This window comes from Devosia sp. (assembly GCF_025809055.1).
Taxonomy (GTDB): domain Bacteria; phylum Pseudomonadota; class Alphaproteobacteria; order Rhizobiales; family Devosiaceae; genus Devosia.
In genome coordinates, this window is sequence record NZ_CP075529.1 from 2548696 (window position 1) to 2570908 (window position 22213).

Consider the following 22213-nt stretch of genomic DNA (forward strand, 5'->3'; position numbering starts at 1 on the left):
TGGGCGCGTGCAAGGTTCCTCGGGCAAACAGGATCAGGAGGCCCGGCATGCAGTTTCAGTCCCGTCCCATCGTGGCCATGGCCCTGGCCGGGCTTCTGGCCAGCCAGCCGGTGTCCGCCATCGCCTGCCAGCCGCCCGAAACAGCCGAGATCTCTGCCCCCGACAGCGCCCGCATGAGCGATTTTCTGGTGTCGCGCAGCCGTGGCCTGTCCGCCGCCCTGTTGTCACCGGCCGAAATCGACCGCAGGGCCGTCTCGACGCTGTTTTCCAACGGGGACGGGGCGATCGAGGCCATACCCGATGGGGCCTATCGCTGCCGCACCATCAAGATGGGCGGCATCCTGCCGCTCACCGTCTATGGCTTTTTTGCATGCTCAGTGTCCGAAGGCGGCACCCGCATCGACAAGACCACTGGCAGCCAGCGCTTTTCCGGCACGCTCTATCCCCTCGAAGGGGCAGTGTTTTATCGCGGCGCCCTGCACTACGGCAATGAAGGGCCCATGGCCTACAATGCCGATGCCGAGCGCAATCAGGTCGGCTGCATCTACCGTGCGCCCGGCGACGAAATCACCAGCTATCGGCTCGAACTGCCCGCGCCGCTGTTCGAATCCGTCCACGACGTCATCGAACTGGTTCCGGCAGACTGACTTGGAGCCTGGGCGCACGCCTGCTAGAGCGTTTTCAGGAGAAGTGGACACCACTTTTCTCCTCGGGCTCCGACCCAAGGATCGAAAACGTGACAAATCAATAATCTAGAGCACTCGTTCTGATTCAATCAGAACGAGAAATGCTCTAGAGCAGGAATGGCGAAGAGGCATATTAGGGCGCGCGCATGGCCGAGACCACAAAGACCATTCTCCTGGGCACGATCGGGGCCGCCCATGGTATCAAGGGCGAGGTGCGCATCACCTCGCACACCCAGGATCCCGAGGCCATTGCCGATTATGGCCCGCTGGCCACCGACCGGCCGGGCCTCACCATCACCATCCAATCCGCCCGCCTCAACAAGAACGTGCTCATCGCCCGCCTCAAGGGCATCGGCGATCGCAATGCCGCCGAGGCGCTCAATGGCGTATCGCTGTTCGTTAGCCGCGACAGCCTGCCGGAGCATGAGGATGACGAGGATTTCTACCACGCCGATCTCATCGGCCTCGATGCAAGGCTCGAAAACGGCGTCAGCATCGGCGCCGTCCATGCCCTGCACAATTATGGCGCCGGCGACCTCATCGAAGTGCGCGATCCGCGCTCCGGCGACACCTTCCTTTATCCCTTCACCAAGGCCGTCGTGCCCACCATTCGCATTGCCGATGGCTATCTGGTGATCGCCCCGCCGCTCGATGCCGATCCCGGCGAGGAAGAACCCGATTGAGTTTTTCGGCCCATATCATCACCCTCTTCCCCGAACTGTTTCCGGGGCCGCTGGGCGCCTCGGTCCTGGGCCGCGGCCTTGCCGACAGGCTGTGGTCGCTTGAGGCCACCCAATTGCGCGATTTTGCCAAGGACCGGCATCGCACCGTCGACGACACACCTTCAGGCGGCGGCGCCGGCATGGTGCTCAAGCCCGATATCCTGGCCAAAGCCATCGACACCGTGGCCCCTAAGGACGATCCGCGCCCGCGCATCCTGATGTCGCCGCGCGGCAGGCCCCTGACCCAGGCCCGCGCCCATGCCCTGGCCACCGGCCCCGGCGCCGTCATTGTCTGCGGACGTTTCGAGGGCGTCGACCAGCGCGTCATCGATGCCCGCAATCTCGAGGAGATCTCCATCGGCGACTATGTGCTGGCGGGCGGGGAAGTCGCGGCCATGGTGCTCTTGGAAGCCGTGGTGCGGCTCATTCCCGGCGTGCTCGGCGCGCTCGACAGCCGCGACGAGGAGAGCTTTGAAAATGGCCTGCTCGAATATCCGCACTATACGCGGCCGCAAAGTTTCGAGGGCACGGAGATTCCCGCGGTGCTCACCTCGGGCGACCACGGCAGGATCGCCAAATGGCGGCACCAACAATCGGTTGCGCTTACCAGGGCGAGGCGACCGGACCTGTTGAAATAGGTGATCAGCACGAAGAGCGTCTTGAGACCTCATGGTGAGCCTGTCGAACCACGAGGTCGGGCGCACCTCACCACGACCTCGCCCTTCGACAAGCTCAGGGTGAGGTCTCTGCCGCGCGCCGGCCCAAAACCCCTAGACTCCCGGCCAATTTTCCCCTATGAGCCGCCCATCGCTGCGTGGGCGTTTCGGACCCGGCGCGCAAAAAACCAAGAAGACTGCCCTTCCGTTACCAACCAAGACCGGGCGACGGGGTCGAAAAACCCCGAGAATCGCTCCTATGAAAAGATCGAACGGATCGAACATGAACATTATCGAACAGCTCAATGCCGAGCACGTTGCCGAGCTCGCCGCCAAGCGCGACCTCCCCGAATTCACCCATGGCGATACCGTCAAGGTCTGGGTCAAGATTCGCGAAGGCGACAAGGAACGCCTGCAGGCCTATGAAGGCGTCGTGATTGCCCGCTCCGGCGGCGGCATCATGGAAAGCTTCACGGTCCGCAAGATTTCCTATGGCGAAGGCGTGGAACGCGTCTTCCCGATCTACTCGCCCAATATCGCTTCGGTGGAAGTGATCAAGCGCGGTAAGGTCCGTCGCGCCAAGCTCTACTACCTGCGCGATCGTCGCGGTAAGTCGGCCCGTATTTTCGAATCGACCAATTCGCGTACCAAGAAGATCCAGGACGCCGAGCGCACTGCCGCCCAGGCCGCCCGCGAAGCCCGTGAAGCTGAGAAGGTCGCCGCTGCCGAGGCCTTTGCCGCCGAGCAGGCCGCCAAGGACGCGGAAGCCGCAGCCGCTGCTGCCGCCGCTGAACAGGCCGCTGCCGCCGAAGGCGAAGCCAAGAGCGAATAAGAGCCCAGCTCATCGCATCGAAAAGCCCGGCCATCGCGCCGGGCTTTTTTGTTTGCCGGTGGATTCACGTGAAACTTCACCCCTTCCCTTATCCCCTGAGGGGAGAGGGGGCGATGAAGGCGATAGACCAGCTCGTTGGTGAACCGCTCTACGCTCGAATGGCACGAAGCATCGGCCCCGTTCCCGGCATCGCCAGACCCGTCACACGCTCGACCCATCAACGCGGCCCCTGCCACTTCCCGTCAGCATCCTGACCGCGAGCGCCATTTCCGGCTTTACCCCCGCGCCGGGCTTGGCGATAAGAAAGCCCTGCCTGCCTCAACGCAATCCCGGACACCCAAATGACCCATTCCATCGTCACCTGGAACATCAATTCGGTCCGGTTGCGCCTGCCCATGGTGCTGGATTTCCTGGCCCAGTATCAGCCCGACGTGCTGATGCTGCAGGAGATCAAGTGCACCAATGACCAGTTTCCCCGCAATGCCTTCATCGAGGCGGGCTATCCGCACATGGCCGTCCACGGCCAGAAGGGCTATCACGGCGTCGCCATCGTCTCGAAATTCCCGCTGACCGAGGTCGCGAGCCGGGTGTTCTGCGAAATCCCCGAATCGCGCCATGTCTCGGCGCTGGTCGACCTGGGCCACGGGCCCTTCACGCTGCACAATTTCTACATTCCCGCCGGCGGCGACGAGCCGGACCCCGAACTCAACCCGAAGTTCAAACACAAGCTGGGCTTTCTCGACGAGCTCAAGACCTGGTTCTCCGAACCGGTATTCCAGCGCGGCCACCTGATCGCCGGCGATTTCAACATCGCGCCGCACGAAAACGATGTGTGGAGCCACAAGCAATTGCTCAAGATCGTCAGCCATACGCCTCAGGAAACCGAGCGTCTCAACGCCCTGTTGACCGGCGGGCATGGCTGGACGGACCTGGTGCGCAAGCATGTGCCCCATGACATCAAACTCTATTCCTGGTGGAGCTATCGCAGCGCCAATTGGGACCTTGCCGACAAGGGCCGGCGCCTCGACCATATCTGGTCCACCGCCGATGTCGCCGAACGCTCGGTCGGCGCCGAAATAATCCGCCCCGCCCGCGGCTGGACCGACAAGCCATCCGACCACGTGCCGGTCATAGCCCGGTTTGCCCGGGCCTAGGGCGCCACAATCCGTTCCGTTCCTTCCGGGACGTTACCCCGCCTTTTCCCCACGCAGTCATTCCCGCGAAAGCGGGAACCCCTGTTTTGATGTTTCGGGGACCATAGATTCCCGCTTTCGCGGGAATGACATAGGGGAAGCGCGCTCTATCCGAAACTGCCCGGCCCATGGTGCTGCCCCCGGACCTGATCCGATGGCCAAGTCCCGCCAGATCCAAAACCCGCAGACCCGAAAAACACGCCCCTCAGGCGCCCTTCATCCGGCCTCGGAGCGGCTCCAGGGCATGCATATAGGTGCCAAGGTCCTGCTGGATGCGCTGGGCGGCCCGTGCCGCCAGTTCCGGGCTCTGGCGCGCCAATTTGAGAAAGGCGTGGCGCGGCACGAACAGCAATTCGCAATCGGTGACGGCGCTGAACGTCACCGGGCGCGGCTTGTCGATGATGAGGGCTGTGGGGGAGATGACGCTGCCCGGCTCGCTCAGGGCATAGGGCTTGCCGGCCTCGGCGCCCTCGTGCCGCGCCTTGACCGTGCCCTCGATCAGAACGAAGGCGCCCGTGGGTGTGTCCCCGGCCTTGTAAATGATCGCATCGGCCGCGAAATGCTGGCGGTCCCCGGCAAAACCCAGCATGCGGAGCTGTTCATCGTCACAGATGTCGAAAAAGTCGGCCTGGGCCAATACCCCGGCCGCGTCATCCATTCTCATGCGCGCCTGACCCATCTGTGCCGCTGCCGCCCGCGCAGTCCGGGCGGCTCGGCACAGCTATAAGTCACAACGGGCAGGAATTGAAAGACCTTGTCCCGTTTATGGCACGAGGCGGTAGCCACCATCCTCGGTGACCAAGAGGCGCGCATTGGAGGGATCGCGCTCGATCTTCTGGCGGAGCCGATAGATATGGGTTTCGAGCGTATGCGTCGTCACCCGGTTATTGTAGCCCCAGACTTCCTTGAGCAGCACGTCGCGCGTGATGGTCTTGGGACCCTGGCGATAGAGATATTTGAGGATCGAGGTTTCCTTGTCGGTCAGGCGAACCTTGTTGCCGTCATTGGTTTCCAGCGTCTTGGCGGCCGGCTGGAAGCTGTACTGGCCGATGGTGAAGACGGCGTCCTCGCTTTGGTCGCGCTGGCGCAGCGCGGCATTGATGCGGGCCAGCAGCACCGGAAAGCGGAAGGGTTTGGTCAGATAGTCATTGGCGCCGGCCTCGAGACCCATGATCTCGTCGGCATCGGTATCGTGCCCGGTCAGCATCAGCACCGGGCTCTTGTAGCCCTCCTGGCGCATGAGTTTGACGGCCTCGCGGCCATCCATGTCCGGCAGGCCCACATCCATGATGGTGAGTTCGACATTGTTCTCGCGCACGGCCTTGAGCGCGTCATTGGCGGTACCGGCTTCCACAACGCTGAAATCCGGGTCGCTCCGAAGCTGGTCCACCAGAACCTGGCGCAGATCCGAATCGTCATCCACGACCAGGATGTGTCGCTTGTTCATTGTTTTCTCCGGTTTTTTTCGTCGTGGCCGACCATGGTCACAGGATTGCGACCGGTTTGGGAGTCCGCCAATCACAACGGTGTTATTCAACCGCAAGCAACGCGAAAAACAGTTGGAAAGTTGCACCCAAGGCCAAGATCAGGTTGCCGGCCGGCGTCCGAACAGGGCCGAACCGACCCGCACCTGGGTCGCGCCCATGGCAATGGCGGTCTCGTAGTCGCCGCTCATGCCCATGGACAAACGCGTGAGACCCGCCTGCCTGGCCAGGCCCGCCAATTGCGCGAAGTAAGGCCCCGGCGGCACGCCGTCGGGCGGAATGCACATCAGCCCCACCACGTCGAGCCCATGCACCTCCCGGCACCGCTGGACGAAGCCAACGGCGTCTTCCGGCGCAATCCCCGCCTTCTGGGCCTCGCCGCCGATATTGACCTGGATGAAGCAGGGCAGCGATTTTCCGGCCCGCGCCATTTCCTCGGCAAGGATCCCCGCCAGCTTGTCGCGATCGAGCGTCTCGATGACATCGAACAGTGCCACCGCCTCGCGCGCCTTGTTGGTCTGCAGCGGACCAATGAGGTGAAGGCGCAGGCCGGGAAAGCGCTCGCGTAGCGCTGGCCACTTCTGCTTGGCCTCCTGCACCCGGTTCTCCCCGAAGACGCGCTGCCCGGCCAAAAGGAACGGCGCAATGTCCTCGGCTGAAAAGGTCTTGGACACCGCGACCAGCTCCACCTGCTCGGGTGGCGGCCCGAAGCGGCGGCGCGCCGTCTCGATGCGGGAGCGGATATATTCGAGCGCGGTTTGCGCGCCAGCGGCACCTTCGGCCATGACCCGGCCCCGTTTCTGTTGACCTGATAGGGGTTTTCTGATGATGGTCCGGTAGCCAAAATCCCTCGAAAACGCAAGCCGCGCCGCCCTTTGCGCCGGACTTGCAAAATCTCTCTAAGGACGAATCCAGTGAGCGGCGAACGCTACAATCCGCGCGAAAGCGAACCGAAATGGCAAAAGGTCTGGGACGACGCCAAGAGCTTCGTCACCGCCAATGACGATCCGCGCGAGCCTTACTACGTCCTCGAGATGTTCCCCTATCCCTCCGGCCGCATCCATATGGGCCATGTGCGCAACTATTCCATGGGCGATGTGGTGGCCCGCTATCACCGCGCCCGCGGCAAGAATGTGCTGCACCCCATGGGCTGGGATGCCTTCGGCCTGCCGGCCGAGAACGCCGCCATCGAGCGCAAGACCCATCCCGGCGCCTGGACCTATCAGAACATCGAGGCGATGAAGGCCCAGCTCAAGTCCATGGGTCTGTCCATCGACTGGACGCGCGAAATCGCCACCTGTTCGCCCGAATATTACCAGCACCAGCAGGCCATGTTCCTCGACATGCTGGAAGCGGGCCTCGTCACCCGCAAGAGTTCCAAGGTCAATTGGGACCCTGTGGACATGACGGTCCTCGCTAATGAGCAGGTCATCGACGGCAAGGGCTGGCGCTCGGGCGCCCCGGTCGAACAGCGCGAGCTGGTGCAGTGGTTCTTTAAGATTTCCGACGTCGCCGAAGACCTGCTGGACGCGCTGGATGGCCTCACCGGCTGGCCCGAAAAGGTGCGCACCATGCAGCGCAACTGGATCGGCCGCTCCGAAGGCCTGCGCCTTCTGTTCGAGATGGTGCCGGACGCCCGCACCGCCGCCGCGAGCATTGAGGTCTTCACCACCCGCCCCGACACCATTTTCGGCGCCTCATTCATCGGCCTGTCGCCCGATCATCCGCTGACCAGCGAACTGGCCGCCGGCAATCCGGCCCTGGCCGAATTCGTTGCCGAGTGCCACCGTCACGGCACCGCCACCGAGACGCTCGAAAAAGCCGAAAAACAGGGCTTTGACACCGGCTTGCGGGTAAAGCACCCCGTTCTCGACGGCCAGACCCTGCCCGTCTATGTCGCCAATTTCATCCTCATGGATTACGGCACCGGCGCCATTTTCGGCTGCCCGGCCCATGACCAGCGTGACCTCGATCTCGCCCGCAAATATGGCCTGTCCGTCACCCCGGTCGTGCTGCCGCCCGGCGCCGATCCGCAAAACTTCAGCATCGGCACAGAAGCCTATGTTGACACTGGTCACATCTACAATTCCGGCTTTCTCGATGGCCTCTCCATCGACGACGCCAAGACCAGGATTGCCGAACACTTTGCCGCCCGCCAGGTCGATGGCAAGCCGCAGGGCAAGGTCGAGGTCAATTATCGCCTGCGCGACTGGGGCATTTCGCGCCAGCGCTATTGGGGCTGCCCGATACCGGTCATTCACTGCGAGGTCTGCGGCACCGTACCCGTGCCCAAGAAGGACCTGCCGGTGCGCCTGCCCGAGGACGTCACCTTTGACAAGCCCGGCAATGCCCTTGACCACCATCCGAGCTGGAAACACGTCCATTGCCCGCAATGCGGTGCCGCCGCGCGGCGCGAAACCGACACCATGGACACCTTCGTCGATAGCTCCTGGTATTTCGTACGCTTTACCGCGCCGCAGGCCGATACGCCGACCATCCCCGATGTCGCCAATCGCTGGCTGCCGGTGGACCAGTATATCGGCGGCATCGAGCATGCCATTCTGCACCTGCTCTATTCGCGCTATTTCACCCGCGCCATGAAGGCGACCGGTCATGTGGGGCTCGACGAGCCGTTCAAGGGCCTGTTCACCCAGGGCATGGTGACGCACGAGACTTACAAGTCGGAAAAAGGCGAATGGGTGCCGCCCACCGAAGTGGTCATTGACGCCAATGGCGACGACCGCAGCGCCCGCCATGCCACGACCGGCGCGCCGATCACCATCGGCTCCGTCGAAAAGATGAGCAAATCCAAGAAGAACGTGGTCGATCCCGACGAGATCGTCGCCGGCTACGGCGCCGACACGGCCCGCTGGTTCATGCTCTCCGATTCTCCGCCGGAACGCGATGTGCAGTGGACCGAAGCCGGCGTCGAAGGCGCCAGCCGGTTCCAACAGCGCGTCTGGCGGCTGGTGCATGATGCAGTCGAATTGAATGAACAGTCTCCAGAGACTGGATCGCAGGGCAAGACCAATCCACTGGCCTTGCGCAAGACCATTCATCGCGCCGTTCACGGCGTGGCGCAGGACATCGAGGCCCTGGGCTTCAACCGCGCCGTCGCCCGCATCTATGAGCTGACCAATGCCCTGGCCAAGGCCAGGGAAGGCTCTGCGTCGCCGGAAATGCGTGCTGTGCTGCTGGAAGGCGTTGAAAAGCTTGTGCTTTTGATCAACCCGATGATGCCGCACCTGGCCGAAAGTTGCTGGGAAGTCCTCGGCAAGACCGGTCTTGCCGCAGACGCGGCCTGGCCCGATGTCGATCCGGCCATGCTGGTCGATGACGAGGTCACCATGCCGGTGCAGATCAACGGCAAGCGTCGCGCCGAGATCACCGTGGCCAAGGGCCTGCCCGCATCGGAGGTGGAAGCCAAAGTCCTCGCGCTTGAAGACGTTCAGCGCGCGCTCGACGGCAAGACCCCGAAGAAGATCGTCGTGGTGCCCGATCGCATCGTCAATATCGTCGTCTAACCGATGGCGGCCCTGAAAGCGCACGAGGTTGCCCGATTTCTCAACCGCCCGGACCTGGACGAGGGTATTTTCCTCGCCTATGGCCCGGATGGCGGCCTGGTGCGGGAAACGGCCCAGCGCCTGATCAGGCATTTTGGCGCCGGCGACGCGGCCGCCGACGTCACCATTTTCGACGGGCCTGAACTGGCCGCCGATCCCTCGCTGCTCGTGCTCGAAGCCCGGTCGGTCTCGCTGTTTGGCGGCAAACGCATCATCCGGGTGCGCAACGCCACCAAGGCGCTGGTCATGCCGCTGACCGAGCTGCGCGATGACCCGGGCGGCGCCGTCATCGTGCTCGAGGCCGACAACCTGCCGCCGCGCGACGCCCTGCGTGCCCTGGTCGAGGCCGCCAAGCTCGGCCGTGCCCTGCCCTGCTATCCCGATACCGACGAAACCCTGGCCAGCCTGATGCGCGACAGCTTCAACCAGGCCGGTATCCGCATCGATGGCGACGTCATTCCCACCCTGCGCGATATTCTCGGCAATGACCGCGAGGTCACGCGGCGGGAGATCGAGAAGCTCTCGCTTTATGCGGCCGCCAGCAAGGAATTGACGCGCGAGGACGTGCTGCTGCTCTGCGCCGATAACGGCGCCCTGGCGATCGACGCCATCCTCGACGCCACCGGCTCAGGCCAGGCAGAACGGCTAGAGCTGGCGCTGAACCGGGCCCTGTCGGCCAATGTCAATCCGCAGCAATTGCTGGCCATGCTCAACACTCATTTCGCCAATCTGCGCCGCTGGCGGGTCGAGGTCGATGCCGGCAAGGGTGCGCGGGCGGTGCTGGATGGCCAGCGCCCAAAACCGCATTTCTCCCGCATCGGCGCGCTCGAACAGCAATTGCGGCTCTGGTCCGACGCCGCCCTAGCGGTCGCCACCGAACGCCTCCTGCAGGCCGTGTCCGATTCACGCCGCAAGCCGGCCCTTGCCGAAACCGTGCTCCGCCGCACCACCCTCGCCCTCTGCATGATGGCCGCAACGCATTAGGGCGTTTGCCGGGAACAGCGACCTCGGCTCCATCGCCCCCTCGCTCCTCTGGGGAGATGGCCGCAAGCCCTCAGCTTTTTGCATATTCAACCCGCGCCATCGCGCGCAAATCGCGCACGTTTCACGTGGAACAGCAGCGCTTACAAAGGCTTAGTTCGGCCGACCGGTCAGCCGCTGGCACAGATCATCCAGCTGTTCGAGGGTCTTGTAGCGGATTTCGAGCTTGCCGCCGCGGTCGCCATAGTTGAGCGACACGGTGAGGCCCAGGGCGTCGGCAAGCCGCCGCTCCAGCGCCAGTGTATCGGCATCCCGGCTTGCCGGTTCGGAAGCCGGGCGGCGCTTCGGCACGTCGCGCTGCTGGCTCAGGGCCTCGGCTTCGCGCACCGAAAGGCCGCGATCGACAATCTGCCGCGCCAGACCCGCAGGGTCCTCGACGGTAATCAGGGTGCGGGCATGGCCGGCGGTCAGGGTACCGCTAGCTACCATGCCGCGCACGTCTTCCGGCAGTTTCAACAGGCGCAAGGTATTGGCGACATGCGAACGGCTCTTGCCGATGACCTGCGCCAGGTCCTGCTGGGTATAATCGAACTGCTCGATCAGCTGACCATAGCCAAGCGCCTCTTCGAGCGGATTGAGATCGGCGCGCTGCACGTTCTCGATAATCGCGAGCTCGAGCGCTTCCTTGTCATCGACATCGCGCACGATGACCGGCACATCATGCAGGCCCGCCTTCTGCGCAGCCCGCCAGCGCCGCTCTCCGGCGATAAGCTCGAAGATATTGGGGTCGTCAGTCGGCCGCACCAACAGCGGCGACATGACGCCCTTTTCGCGGATCGAATTGGTCAGCTCTTCGAGCTGGTCGGCATCAAAGGTCCGGCGCGGGTTGGCCCGGTTGGCGATGATGAAATCGACCGGCAGCCGCTTGCCGCTGGCCCCCGATTCGGTGACGCGAGCGCCCTCCATGGCCGCCATGTCGCCGATCAGCGCCGCAAGGCCCCGTCCCAATCGCGTTGGTTTGTCGGTCATCATCGGCTCCTAGGCTGCGTTCAGCCGCCGCTCGCGGCGAATCACTTCGGTCGCCAGCCGCAGATAGGCCTGGCTGCCGGCACATTTGAGATCATAAAGCAGAGCCGGCTTGCCGTAGGACGGCGCCTCGCTCAGCCGCACATTGCGGGGAATGACCGTATCATAGACCAGGTCCCCCATTTCGCTGCGCACGTCGTTAAGGACCTGCTCGCTGAGATTGTTGCGCTTGTCGAACATGGTCATCACCACGCCCTGGATGGAAAGGCGCGGATTGAGCGTCGAGCGGATCTGCTCGATCGTCTGCAACAGCTGGCTGAGCCCTTCCAGCGCGAAGAATTCGCATTGCAGCGGCACGAGCACGGCGTCGGCAGCGACAAGCGAATTGATCGTCAGCAGGTTCAATGAGGGCGGGCAGTCGATGAGAATATAGCTGACCGGCTGCTCATTGATGCGCAGCCCATGTAAGTCTTTGAAGGCATTGCGCAATTTAAAGGCACGATCGGCCTGGTCGGCAATGGTGAGCTCGACGCCGAGCAGGTCCATTGTCGAGGGCACGATGGCGACATTGGGCACGCTGGTCATGATTGCCGCTTGCGGCACGCTCGCCTCGCCCACCAGCACATCATAGGCGGAGACGGCGCGGTCGGTGCGCGAAATGCCAAGGCCCGTCGAGGCATTGCCCTGCGGATCGAGGTCAACGATCAGCACCCGCTCGCCGATTGCCGCAAGCGCCGTTGCCAGGTTGATCGCCGTCGTGGTCTTGCCGACGCCGCCCTTCTGATTGGCCAAAGTCAGTATCCGGGGTGCCAAACTGGCCTCCGTGTGCCGCTAACGTGTTGATTTTCCTTGCAGGTTCCTGATGGTCAGGATAACGCCGCCCGGATCGGTATCGCTAGACTTTGTTAACACATCGTGGTGCCAGTGCGCACCCGATTCCGTCAGCTCTTCAACATGTTCCCGCCCCTTGTGCAGGATGGCGCGGGTTTGCGGGCCAAAAAACGGCGCCATCCAGGTACACAATTGACTCATCGAGGCTAAAGCGCGCGAGGTGATGACGTCCGGCACACCTGTTTCACGTGAATCAATTTGCTCGCTCCGCCGCCCGATGACGGTGACATCGAGGTCGAGTTCACGCGCCACTGTCCGCAAAAAGCTGACCTTGCGCGCCACCGGCTCAACCAGCACGAACCGCCGCGCCCTGCCCTTGCTGGCAATGGCCAGCGGCAGCGCCGGAAATCCGCCGCCACTCCCCAGATCCAGGAACAGCGCATCTTCCGGCGTCAGCTCCGGCAGAACCTGGAGGCTGTCGGCAAAGTGGCGGGTCCAGATCTGGCCCAGTGTTTCACGTGAAACCAGATTCTGCACCGCCTGCCATTTGGTCAGCAGTTTGGCATAGGATTCCAGATCATGGAGGACCGCATCCTGCGGCCGGACAAAATGCGCCGCATAGCGCGCCGCCGCATCCCGCTCTTCCATCAACCGGCCTTGCGCAGATTGCCGCGACGCAAAACCGCCAGCAGCAGGGTGATGGCGGCCGGCGTCATGCCGTCAATGGCCTGGGCCTGGGCAATGGTCTGCGGCCGCAACTGCGCCAGCTTCTGGCGCAGTTCCTTGGAGAGGCCAGCAATGCCATCGAAATCGAGATCGTCGGGAATCGCCCTCTGTTCATCGCGCCGCATAGCCTCGATGTCGGCCTTCTGCCGATCGAGATAAACGGCATATTGCGCGTCGATCCCGACTTGTTCGAGCACGGCGGCATCCATCGCGGCAATTTCGGGCCAAAGGCGCGCGAGGTTCGCGGGCTCCATATCGGGATAGGACAGAAGCTCGAAGGCCGACCGCCGCTTGCCGTCTTCATTGACCGCCAACCCAACTTTGCGCGCCTCGCTGGGCGATGCGGTCAAGCCATCCAGCAGTTTGCGCCCCGATGACAGCGCCGCAATCCGCTGCTCGAAAACCGCGGCGCGCTCGGGCCTGACCAGCCCACGCGCCATACCCAGCGGTGTCAGGCGCTGATCAGCATTGTCGGCGCGCAGATGCAGGCGGAACTCGGCGCGCGAGGTAAACATACGGTAGGGTTCGCTGACGCCGCGCGTCACGAGGTCATCCACCATCACGCCGAGATAGCTCTCGGTGCGCGAGAGGATGAGGGGCGCTTCACCCCTTGTCGCCAGCGCCGCATTGGCACCGGCAAGCAGGCCCTGCGCCCCGGCCTCTTCATAGCCGGTCGTGCCATTGATCTGGCCGGCCAGGTAAAGCCCGGGTTGGCGCTTCACCTCCAGAGTCGGCCGCAACTCGCGCGGATCGACATAATCATATTCAATAGCATAGCCGGGCCTGATGATCTCGACGCGCTCAAGCCCGGGCATTGAGCGCAGGAACGCCTCCTGCACCTCTGCCGGCAAAGATGTCGAAAGCCCATTGGGATAGACCGTGTGGTCATCAAGTCCCTCTGGTTCCAGAAAAATCTGGTGACTATCACGATCGGCAAAGCGCACGATCTTGTCTTCGATGGACGGGCAATAGCGTGGGCCGCGCGACTTGATACGGCCCGAATACATGGCGGATCGATGCAGGTTTTCCGCAATGATGCGGTGCGTATCGGCCGTGGTACGGGTGATGAAACAGGATATCTGTGGCGTGGTGATGGCGCTGGTCAGCGCCGAAAAAGCCTCGGGTGGATCATCGCCGCGCTGCTCTTCGAGCACCGTATAGTCGATGGTCCGGCCATCGAGACGGGCAGGCGTGCCGGTCTTGAGGCGGCCCAATTGCAGGCCGAGCCCTTCGAGACGATCCGATAGGCCCAGAACCGGCTTTTCGCCCAGCCGGCCAGCCGGTGTCGTTTCTTCGCCGCGATGGATCAGCCCGCGCAGGAAAGTACCGGTGGTGAGGACTACGGCGCGTGTCGACAATCGGCGGCCGTCCAGCAGCACCACGCCGGAAACCTTGCCATCGGTCACGACAAGATCGTCGACTTCGCCCTCGATCACATCGAGATTGGGCTGCGCCGAAATAGCCGCCTGCATGGCCTGACGATAGAGCTTGCGATCGGCCTGGGCCCGGGGGCCACGCACCGCAGGCCCTTTGCGCCGGTTGAGCAAGCGGAACTGGATTCCCGCCTGGTCGGCGACACGGCCCATCAACCCGTCCAGTGCATCGATCTCGCGGACCAGGTGGCCCTTGCCGAGGCCGCCGATTGCCGGATTGCAACTCATCTCGCCAATAGTGGCGAAGCGGTGCGTCACCAGAGCCGTCGGCACGCCGAGACGAGCCGCTGCGGCTGCAGCTTCCGTACCGGCATGACCGCCGCCAACAATGATGACTGCGTAGTCGCTCATGGTTTGATCTCCAGGGCGCCTGACATAGGCCAATGTTTCACGTGAATCAATTGCCGTGCGCTGAACGCGCTGGGCCCACATGTTTCACGTGAATCATTTTCCGATGCAGAAACTCGAAAACAGCCTGTCCAGTACCTGCTCGGCATCCAGCGAACCAATCATGCGTTCGAGCGCTGCCGACGCAGACCGCAGTGCCTCTGCTGCCAGCTCCCAGTCGTTCCAATGCCGGGTGGCATCCTCGAGGGCATCAATGGCTGCCGAGAGCGCGTTCCGGTCGCGCGCATGACTGACGAGGCTCGGTTCCTGCCCGGTCAGTTGCTCGCCCAATTCCTGCAGCTTTTCGAGCAGACTTGGCAATCCCGCGCCGGTTTCTGACGATACGGCTGTTGCGCCCGCCGCGGCCGATTTGAGATCGGTCTTGGTATGGACCGTCAGGACCTGGCCCGTCATTTCGGGCTTCGGCACGTCTGCCTGGTCCGGCGCCACCAGCCACAGAACGATATCGGCGGTCTCAATGGCATTGGCGGCGCGGCGCACGCCCTCCGCTTCCGCCTTGCTTTCGGTTTCGCGCAGGCCGGCCAGATCGAGCAGCAGGAACAATTGCCCACCGATATCGAGTGGCACTTCGCGGACATCGCGGGTTGTGCCCGCTTCGTCCGAGACAATCGCCACATCTGAGCGCGACAGGGCGTTGATTAGGCTGGATTTGCCGGCATTGGGCGCACCGGCCACGGCGACCCTTATGCCTTCACGCACCACGCGGCCGGAATCGACAGAGGAAAGAGCCTTGGCAATGCTGGCTTTCAAGGCACCGAGAGTGTCGTGCCATTCTGCCGGCAGGCCTTCGGAGACATCGCCTTCATCGGAGAAATCGAGTCGCGCTTCGATTTCGGCGCGCAGGTCGAGCAGGGTGTCGCGCCAGGCCATGACTGCCCGGGTCAGCGCTCCGTCATACCGGGCCAGTGCCTGCTGCCGCTGCTTTTCAGTGTCGGCATTGATGAGGTCGCCAAGCCCCTCAACCTCGAGCATGTCGAGCTTGCCGTTTTCGAAGGCGCGGCGGGTAAATTCGCCAGCTTCAGCCAGGCGAACGTCCAGGCTTGCCAGCACCGCCAGGATGGCCCGAACCCCGGCATTGGAACCATGGACATGCAATTCGGCGCAGTCTTCGCCGGTAAAGCTGCCCGGCGCCGGGAAATGGACGACCAGGCCTTGATCAAGTGACCTGCCGTCATGCCGGATCTGGCGCAGGGCCATGGTGCGGGCGGGCGGCACGGGCGCAGCCAGGGTTTCGAGAACCGCCCTCACCCGAGGCCCGGAAAGCCGGATCACCGCGACACCGGCCGGCAGGGCGCCGGACGACAGCGCCATGATCGTATCGCCCGTGCGCATCCATGATGCTCCGGATTGGCCTTAAGTATTCATGGAATCGAAGAAGTCCGAATTGGTCTTGGTCTGGCGGACCTTGTCCATGAGGAATTCCATGGCGTCGATCGTCCCCATCGGGTTGAGGATGCGGCGCAGGACATACATCTTCTTGAGGATATCGGGCTCGATGAGCAACTCTTCCTTACGCGTACCGGATTTGGTGATGTCCAGCGCCGGGAAGATGCGCTTGTCGGCGACCTTGCGGTCAAGGATGATTTCGGCATTGCCGGTACCCTTGAATTCTTCAAAGATCACTTCATCCATGCGCGAGCCGGTATCGATCAGCGCTGTGGAAATAATGGTCAGCGAGCCGCCGTCTTCGATATTGCGGGCGGCGCCGAAGAAGCGCTTGGGGCGCTGCAGGGCATTGGCGTCCACACCGCCGGTCAGCACCTTGCCCGAGCTCGGAACCACGGTGTTATAGGCGCGGCCCAGGCGGGTAATGGAATCGAGCAGGATGACGACGTCGCGCTTGTGTTCAACCAGGCGCTTGGCCTTTTCGATGACCATTTCGGTGACCTGGACGTGGCGGCTGGCCGGCTCGTCAAAGGTCGAGGAAATCACCTCGCCGCGCACCGAGCGCTGCATGTCGGTCACTTCTTCGGGGCGCTCATCGATCAGGAGCACGATGAGATAACATTCGGGATGATTGGTCGCGATTGATTGTGCAATATTCTGCAACAATACAGTCTTACCAGTACGTGGAGGCGCAACAATCAGAGCACGCTGCCCCTTGCCCAGAGGCGCCACCAGATCCAGCATCCGCGCCGAACGATCCTTTATCGTGGGATCGGGCAGTTCCATGCGCAGCCGCTCATCGGGATAGAGCGGGGTCAGGTTGTCGAAATTGACCTTGTGGCGCACCGCCTCGGGGTCTTCGAAATTGATGGTATTGACCTTGAGCAGCGCGAAATAGCGCTCGCCTTCCTTGGGAGAGCGGATTTCGCCCTCGACCGTGTCCCCGGTCCGAAGACCAAAACGGCGGATCTGCGAGGGGCTCACATAGATGTCGTCGGGGCCCGGAAGGTAGTTGGCGTCTGGGGAGCGCAGGAAACCGAAGCCATCGGGGAGCACTTCTACCACGCCTTCACCGACAATGGTGATGTCCTGGGCGGCCAGTTCCTTGAGGATGGCAAACATCAATTCCTGTTTGCGCATGGTGGAGGCGTTCTCCACCTCCAGTTCCTCGGCAAACGCCAAGAGTTCAGCCGGAGATTTGGCCTTGAGCTCGCTGAGCTTGATATTCTGCATGTATGCGACGGACCCTTGAGGGATATCGGTAATCTAAAGACGCGTAACGGGGGGAAATTCGGCATCGCGCAGCAACCGGGCGGTCGCGCAGACAAGGGGATGCCTTGCTTCCATGTAGCGTGATCCGGTTGTGGTTTCAAGGCCGAAACCGGCGGCCCTCACGGATTCACGTGAAACCGCGGCACCTGCCGGTCACGCCCTTGCCCGGTTGCCGCCACCCCCTTCACCTCCCCCTTGATGGGGGAGGTAGCGACGCTTGGCCCAAAGGGCCATAGCAAAGCTGGGTGGGGGTGGTTCAGGCCCGCTCGTACTTCGCTTCCATCACAAGGGCAGAATTCAAAATCGCCACTTGCGAAGCCGGTTCAAAGGCGAACCTCTAAAACGGCCTGACGATCACCATGATAACGATGACGATCATCAGCACCGTTGGCACTTCATTGAGCATGCGGAAATATTTCTGCGGCTTGTCATTGCGATCCTGAGCAAAAGCCCGCAGATGCCGGCCATAGAGCCCATGCACGCCCGACAGCGCCAGAACGAAACCAGCCTTGACCCACGGCCAGATCGACCCCCAGTCGACAATGCCGTGACCCACCATGGCCAGACCGAACACCCAGGTGGCGATCATGGCCGGGGTGGTGATCGCCCGGAACAGGCGCCGTTCCATGACCTTGAACGTTTCCGACTGCACCGAACCGATCTCGGCGACGCTGTGATAGACGAAAAGCCGCGGCAGATAGAGCATGCCCGCCATCCAGGCGATCACCGAAATCACATGCAATGCCTTGAACCATTCGATCATGGCTGTGCTCCTAACGGCCCTTGACCAGCTCGATCAGCCTCTCGACATGGGCGATCGGCGTTTCGGGCACGATACCATGCCCCAGATTGAAAATATGCGGGCGGTCGGACCAGGCTTCGAGTATGGCGCGCACCTGGCTTTCCATCGCTTCGCCACCGACAACCAGCCGTAGCGGATCGAGATTGCCCTGCACCGGCAGGTCTGGCGGCAGCTGCGTGCGGATGAATTCGAGCGGCGTCGCATAGTCGACGCCCAGCGCATTGATGCCGGTGTCTTCAGCAAAGCGCCGGAGGTTGCCAGCCGCGCCGCGTGGAAAGCCGATCACCGGCGCTCCCGGAACCCGATGGCGCAGGCCCTCGACAATGCGGCGGTTGGGTTCGAGCACCTGGCGGGCAAAGGCGGCATCGTCGAGATTGAGCGCCCAGCTTTCAAAGATCTGCACCACATCGGCACCGGCCGCCAGCTGCGCCGCCAGATAGTCCACACTGGTCTCGACCAGGATATCGATGAGCCTTTCGAAAGCCGCCGGATGCTGCAGCGCAAACCGCCGGGCAATGGCCTGGTCGGGTGAGCCCCGGCCACCCAGCATATAGGTCGCTACCGTCCAGGGCGCGCCGCAGAAGCCGATCAGGGTCTTTTCGGGCGGCAGGCTGGCACGGAGGCGTCGAACCGTCTCCAGCACCGGTTCCAGATGGCTTAGGGCCCCGCTCCGGTCCAGCCGGTCTATACCCTTCTCGTCCAAAGCCTCCAGCACCGGCCCTTCCCCGGTCTCGAAGCGCACGGATTGGCCCAGGGCATCGGGAATGACCAGGATGTCGGAGAAGAGGATTGCCGCATCAAGGTCGAACCGCCGCAGTGGCTGCAGCGTCACCTCGACGGCGAGATCGGGCGTATAGCAGAGCTCGAGGAAATTGCCTGCCGATTTGCGCGTCTCGCGGTACTCGGGCAGATAGCGGCCGGCCTGGCGCATGATCCAGAGCGGCGGACGCTCCTGGCGCTGGCCCAGCACGGTTGCCAGAAGAGGTTTATGGGGCACGCTAACCACCGATGACGTCCCTTCCAGACCCTAAAAGAGTCTTTCTTAGCTTCGCTTCTTTATTTGTATGCTGGTGTTTATCCGCAATTCCCGCCCATCCACAATCGCCATGTCCGGTGACACTTGCGCGCAGCACCAGCGTTAACACTCTGTTAACACCACGCGGCGAGGCGTCAGGCACACGCGCTGCCAATTCGTTAATGAAAGGTTAATCCGGCCTTTGCCGAGTCAACGATTCTTATTGGCCTGTGGATGGCTGCTGGATATCGCCTCACCCCGCTTTTCCGGTTATCCCCAGAGCTGTCCATAGGCCCCATTACGGCCCCCTCGGGGCGAGCCTGTTAATCTTTCGTTAGCCAAGTCGAACAAGTCTGCGCCGCGCCCGAACTTGTTCCCTTCCACGCACAAATCGGTCTTGAGCTGGGGATGACAGTGTGGAAAAACTGGGCCCATGCTCATCCTTGCGTCAAACAGCGTGACCCGTAAGTCCTTGCTGGAAAAGGCCGGTTTGGATTTCGCCGTCAGTCCGGCCGCCATTGACGAGCGCGGGATAGAAACGGAAGCCACGAGCGCCGGCGCCGACAGCCGCGACCTGGCTTTGCTCCTGTCGCAGCGCAAGGCGGAAGCGGTTTCAGCAAACCATCCCGGCGCAATCGTGATCGGCGCCGACCAGGTCCTTTCGCTCGGCCTCGAGGTTTTGCACAAGCCCGAAACCCTCGACGACGCCCGCACCCAGCTTGGCCGCCTCGCCGGCCGGACCCATCGCCTGCACGCGGCGGTGAGCCTGGTGCGGGACAACCAGCTGCTCTGGTCGCATCTCGAAACCGCCGAACTCACCATGCGCGCGTTCAGCGCCAGTGAGCGTGACCAAGTCCTGGCCCAGGAGGGTGATGCCGTCCTCGGATCGGTGGGTGCCTATCGCCTCGAGGGGCCCTCGATCCGGCTGTTCGAGACCGTCAGCGGCGACTATTTCACCATTCTGGGCCTGCCGCTGCTTCCCTTGCTTGCCGCATTGCGCGATATGGCACCCGAACTCCTGTCGCCCAAGGGCTGATGCCATGACCACCAAAGCCTTCGTCATCGGGCACCCCATTGCCCATTCCCGCTCGCCGCTGATCCATGGCACCTGGCTGGCCGAACACGGCATTGACGGATCCTATGAGGCCATCGACGTCGCGCCCGCTGACCTGCCCGGCTTCTTCGCGCGCCTGCGGAACGGCGAATTTGCCGGCGGCAATGTCACCATTCCCCACAAGGAAGCCGTCTTTGCCCTTTGCGATGAGGTCGACCCGCTCGCCACCATGATCGGCGCGGTCAATACTCTGGTGGTCCGCGACGGCAAGATACATGGCACCAATACCGATTATCTCGGCTTTCTCGGCAATCTCGATGCGGCTGCCCCGGGCTGGTCGGACGGGCCCAATGACGCCATGATCATCGGCGCCGGCGGCGCGGCGCGGGCCGTCCTGGTGGCGCTGCGGCGGCGCGATGGCGGTCAGGTGCATGTGCTCAATCGCACCAGGGCCAATGCCGAACGCCTGGTCGCCGAGATCGATGGCCCCTTCCAGGCGCACGGCTTTGAGGATTTTGCTGAACTGGCGCCGCGCATCGGACTGGTGGTCAATACCAGCTCCATCGGCATGCATGGCAGCCGCTTCGACTGGCTGGACATGGGGCGTCTCGCCAAATCGACCCTCGTCACCGATATCGTCTATACGCCGCTCGAAACCCCGCTTCTGGCCGAGGCCAAGGCGCAAAACCTGCGCACCGTCGATGGCCTGGGCATGCTGCTGCATCAGGCCGTGCCCGGCTTTGCCGCCTGGTTCGGCGTGACCCCCGAGGTGACCCCGCAATTGCGCGCTCGGGTCGAAGCGACACTGGACCAGTAAAGCCATGTGGACCGTCGGCATTACCGGTTCCATCGCCACCGGCAAGTCCACCCTGCTCGAGGCCTTTGCCAAGGTCGGCGTGCCGGTGTTTTCGGCCGATGCGGCGGTTGCCGAACTTTATGCGCATGAGGCCGTTGCCGCTGTTGACCAGCTGTTCCCCGGTGTCGCCAGGGACGGGTCCGTTGATCGGCAGGAACTGGGGCGGCGTCTTGCCGATGATCCCAGCGGCTTTGCCCGGCTCGAGGCGCTGGTTCATCCCCTGGTCCGGCAGAAGATCGCCCGCTTTGTTGCTGACATGGCCCAAAAGGGCCATGCCGTGGCGGCGATCGAAGTGCCGTTGCTGTTCGAGAGCGGGTTCGATTATGGCTTTGACGCCATTGCCGTCACCCATGTCGACGATGCCACCCAGCGCCAGCGCATCCTGGCTCGGCCGGGCATGAGTGTGGAAAAGATGGAAAGCCTGGTTGCCCGGCAGATGCCCCAGGCCGAAAAGAAGAAGCGCGCCACCTATCTTTTCGATACGTCGCGGCCCAGGGCTGAGATCGACCACATGGTCGCCGAACTGGTCGAGGGCATCAAGGCGCATGGGGAGCGGCCATGATCAGGGAAATCGTCCTCGACACCGAAACCACCGGCCTCGCCGCGACCGACGGCGACCGGCTTGTGGAGATCGGTTGCGTGGAACTGATCAACCACATTCCGACCGGCAAGCATCACCACGTCTATATCAATCCCCAGCGGTCCATGCCCGAAGAGGCTTTTCGGATCCACGGACTGGGCGATGATTTTCTCGCCGACAAGCCGCTTTTCGAGGCCGTGGCCGATGGCTTTCTCAATTTTATCGGCGATGCGACCCTGGTTATTCACAACGCGCCCTTCGACATGGGTTTTCTCAATGCCGAATTGGAGCGTGGCGGACGGCCGCGCCTCACCAATGCGGTGATCGATACCGTCATGGTCGCCCGCAAGAAGCATCCGGGCGCCCGCGTCAGTCTTGATGCCCTGTGCAAGCACTATGGCATCGACAATTCCCGCCGCACCCTGCACGGGGCCCTGCTCGACAGCGAAATCCTGGCCGAAGTCTATCTAGAGCTGATCGGCGGCAAGCAGGTGAGCCTGGCGCTGATGGCCGAGGCGGAGGCCGGCAGCGGCGCCATTGCCCTCGAACGCGTTCCCGTGCGGCCCCGACCTACGCCCCTGCCGCAGCGGCTGACCGCCGAGGAGGCCGCCGCGCATGACGCCTTTGTCGCCAAGATGGGCGAGACGGCGCTCTGGGCCCAATATTCCGACCGCGCCCAATAAAAAACCCCGGCCTGGACCGGGGTT

The 22213-nt window shown here is 62.9% G+C and carries 22 protein-coding genes; 11 read left to right on the plus strand and 11 right to left on the minus strand.

Going from position 1 to position 22213, the window contains the following annotated elements:
• Positions 1 to 47 precede the first annotated feature (47 nt).
• The 5 genes from KIT02_RS12500 to KIT02_RS12520 all read left to right on the plus strand — a co-directional run bounded on the left by KIT02_RS12500 (position 48) and on the right by KIT02_RS12520 (position 4050).
• Positions 48 to 647 carry a DUF4893 domain-containing protein gene (locus tag KIT02_RS12500; RefSeq protein ID WP_297578173.1) on the plus strand — a complete coding sequence of 200 codons (600 nt, stop codon included), beginning with the start codon at positions 48 to 50 and terminating at the stop codon, positions 645 to 647.
• 185 nt (positions 648 to 832) lie between these two features.
• The gene (gene rimM, locus KIT02_RS12505; protein WP_297578174.1) at positions 833 to 1369 is read left to right on the plus strand and encodes a ribosome maturation factor RimM; all 537 of its coding nucleotides are present in this window, start codon (positions 833 to 835) and stop codon (positions 1367 to 1369) included.
• On the plus strand, positions 1366 to 2046 hold the full coding sequence (trmD, locus tag KIT02_RS12510) for a tRNA (guanosine(37)-N1)-methyltransferase TrmD (RefSeq protein WP_297578176.1): 681 nt from the start codon (positions 1366 to 1368) through the stop codon (positions 2044 to 2046). Before rimM ends, trmD begins: the two co-directional genes overlap by 4 nt.
• Positions 2047 to 2347: 301 nt before the next feature.
• Positions 2348 to 2896, plus strand: coding sequence for a 50S ribosomal protein L19 (gene rplS / locus KIT02_RS12515; RefSeq protein WP_297578177.1), 549 nt, complete (start codon positions 2348 to 2350; stop codon positions 2894 to 2896).
• A gap of 341 nt (positions 2897 to 3237) precedes the next feature.
• On the plus strand, positions 3238 to 4050 hold the full coding sequence (locus KIT02_RS12520) for an exodeoxyribonuclease III (protein WP_297578179.1): 813 nt from the start codon (positions 3238 to 3240) through the stop codon (positions 4048 to 4050).
• Positions 4051 to 4294: 244 nt separating this feature from the next.
• On the opposite strand, the gene KIT02_RS12525 is transcribed toward KIT02_RS12520, so the two are convergent.
• The 3 genes from KIT02_RS12525 to KIT02_RS12535 form a co-directional block, all read right to left on the minus strand.
• Positions 4295 to 4753 (minus strand): cyclic nucleotide-binding domain-containing protein, encoded by a 459-nt coding sequence (locus KIT02_RS12525; RefSeq protein WP_297578181.1) that lies wholly within the window; start codon positions 4751 to 4753, stop codon positions 4295 to 4297.
• A 99-nt stretch (positions 4754 to 4852) separates the two neighbouring features.
• On the minus strand, positions 4853 to 5536 hold the full coding sequence (locus KIT02_RS12530) for a response regulator transcription factor (RefSeq protein WP_297578182.1): 684 nt from the start codon (positions 5534 to 5536) through the stop codon (positions 4853 to 4855).
• A gap of 138 nt (positions 5537 to 5674) precedes the next feature.
• Positions 5675 to 6358, minus strand: coding sequence for a YggS family pyridoxal phosphate-dependent enzyme (locus tag KIT02_RS12535; RefSeq protein WP_297578184.1), 684 nt, complete (start codon positions 6356 to 6358; stop codon positions 5675 to 5677).
• Positions 6359 to 6487: 129 nt separating this feature from the next.
• Between KIT02_RS12535 and leuS the strand changes: the two genes are divergently transcribed.
• Both leuS and holA read left to right on the plus strand, forming a co-directional pair.
• A complete protein-coding gene (leuS, locus tag KIT02_RS12540; RefSeq protein WP_297578186.1) occupies positions 6488 to 9097 on the plus strand; it encodes a leucine--tRNA ligase in 2610 nt (869 codons plus the stop codon).
• Positions 9098 to 9100: 3 nt separating this feature from the next.
• Positions 9101 to 10120 carry a DNA polymerase III subunit delta gene (holA, locus tag KIT02_RS12545; RefSeq protein WP_297578188.1) on the plus strand — a complete coding sequence of 340 codons (1020 nt, stop codon included), beginning with the start codon at positions 9101 to 9103 and terminating at the stop codon, positions 10118 to 10120.
• Positions 10121 to 10270: 150 nt separating this feature from the next.
• Here the strand turns inward: holA and KIT02_RS12550 are convergent, their stop codons facing one another.
• The 8 genes from KIT02_RS12550 to hemE form a co-directional block, all read right to left on the minus strand.
• Positions 10271 to 11146, minus strand: coding sequence for a ParB/RepB/Spo0J family partition protein (locus KIT02_RS12550; RefSeq protein WP_297578190.1), 876 nt, complete (start codon positions 11144 to 11146; stop codon positions 10271 to 10273).
• A 9-nt stretch (positions 11147 to 11155) separates the two neighbouring features.
• The gene (locus KIT02_RS12555; RefSeq protein WP_297578192.1) at positions 11156 to 11956 is read right to left on the minus strand and encodes a ParA family protein; all 801 of its coding nucleotides are present in this window, start codon (positions 11954 to 11956) and stop codon (positions 11156 to 11158) included.
• 18 nt (positions 11957 to 11974) lie between these two features.
• On the minus strand, positions 11975 to 12622 hold the full coding sequence (gene rsmG, locus KIT02_RS12560) for a 16S rRNA (guanine(527)-N(7))-methyltransferase RsmG (RefSeq protein WP_297578194.1): 648 nt from the start codon (positions 12620 to 12622) through the stop codon (positions 11975 to 11977).
• Positions 12622 to 14484, minus strand: coding sequence for a tRNA uridine-5-carboxymethylaminomethyl(34) synthesis enzyme MnmG (gene mnmG / locus KIT02_RS12565; protein WP_297578196.1), 1863 nt, complete (start codon positions 14482 to 14484; stop codon positions 12622 to 12624). The genes rsmG and mnmG overlap by 1 nt, the downstream gene beginning before the upstream one ends.
• A gap of 93 nt (positions 14485 to 14577) precedes the next feature.
• Positions 14578 to 15873: a tRNA uridine-5-carboxymethylaminomethyl(34) synthesis GTPase MnmE gene (mnmE, locus tag KIT02_RS12570; RefSeq protein WP_297578198.1), complete on the minus strand. Its 1296-nt coding sequence runs from the start codon at positions 15871 to 15873 to the stop codon at positions 14578 to 14580.
• Between the two features lie 21 nt (positions 15874 to 15894).
• Entirely contained in the window at positions 15895 to 17160 is a 1266-nt protein-coding gene (gene rho / locus KIT02_RS12575) for a transcription termination factor Rho (protein ID WP_297578200.1), read from the minus strand.
• Positions 17161 to 17536: 376 nt separating this feature from the next.
• Complete coding sequence (gene hemJ / locus KIT02_RS12580) at positions 17537 to 17962, minus strand: protoporphyrinogen oxidase HemJ (RefSeq protein WP_297578201.1); 426 nt, start codon at positions 17960 to 17962, stop codon at positions 17537 to 17539.
• 10 nt (positions 17963 to 17972) lie between these two features.
• Positions 17973 to 18998 (minus strand): uroporphyrinogen decarboxylase, encoded by a 1026-nt coding sequence (gene hemE / locus KIT02_RS12585; protein ID WP_297578203.1) that lies wholly within the window; start codon positions 18996 to 18998, stop codon positions 17973 to 17975.
• 451 nt (positions 18999 to 19449) lie between these two features.
• On the opposite strand from hemE, the gene KIT02_RS12590 reads away from it, so the two are divergent.
• The 4 genes from KIT02_RS12590 to dnaQ are packed head-to-tail and all read left to right on the plus strand — an operon-like array spanning position 19450 to position 22189.
• The gene (locus KIT02_RS12590; protein ID WP_297578205.1) at positions 19450 to 20052 is read left to right on the plus strand and encodes a Maf family protein; all 603 of its coding nucleotides are present in this window, start codon (positions 19450 to 19452) and stop codon (positions 20050 to 20052) included.
• 4 nt (positions 20053 to 20056) lie between these two features.
• On the plus strand, positions 20057 to 20887 hold the full coding sequence (locus tag KIT02_RS12595; protein ID WP_297578206.1) for a shikimate dehydrogenase: 831 nt from the start codon (positions 20057 to 20059) through the stop codon (positions 20885 to 20887).
• Between the two features lie 4 nt (positions 20888 to 20891).
• Positions 20892 to 21488, plus strand: coding sequence for a dephospho-CoA kinase (gene coaE / locus KIT02_RS12600; protein ID WP_297578208.1), 597 nt, complete (start codon positions 20892 to 20894; stop codon positions 21486 to 21488).
• Entirely contained in the window at positions 21488 to 22189 is a 702-nt protein-coding gene (gene dnaQ / locus KIT02_RS12605; RefSeq protein WP_297585275.1) for a DNA polymerase III subunit epsilon, read from the plus strand. Before coaE ends, dnaQ begins: the two co-directional genes overlap by 1 nt.
• Positions 22190 to 22213: the final 24 nt, after the last annotated feature.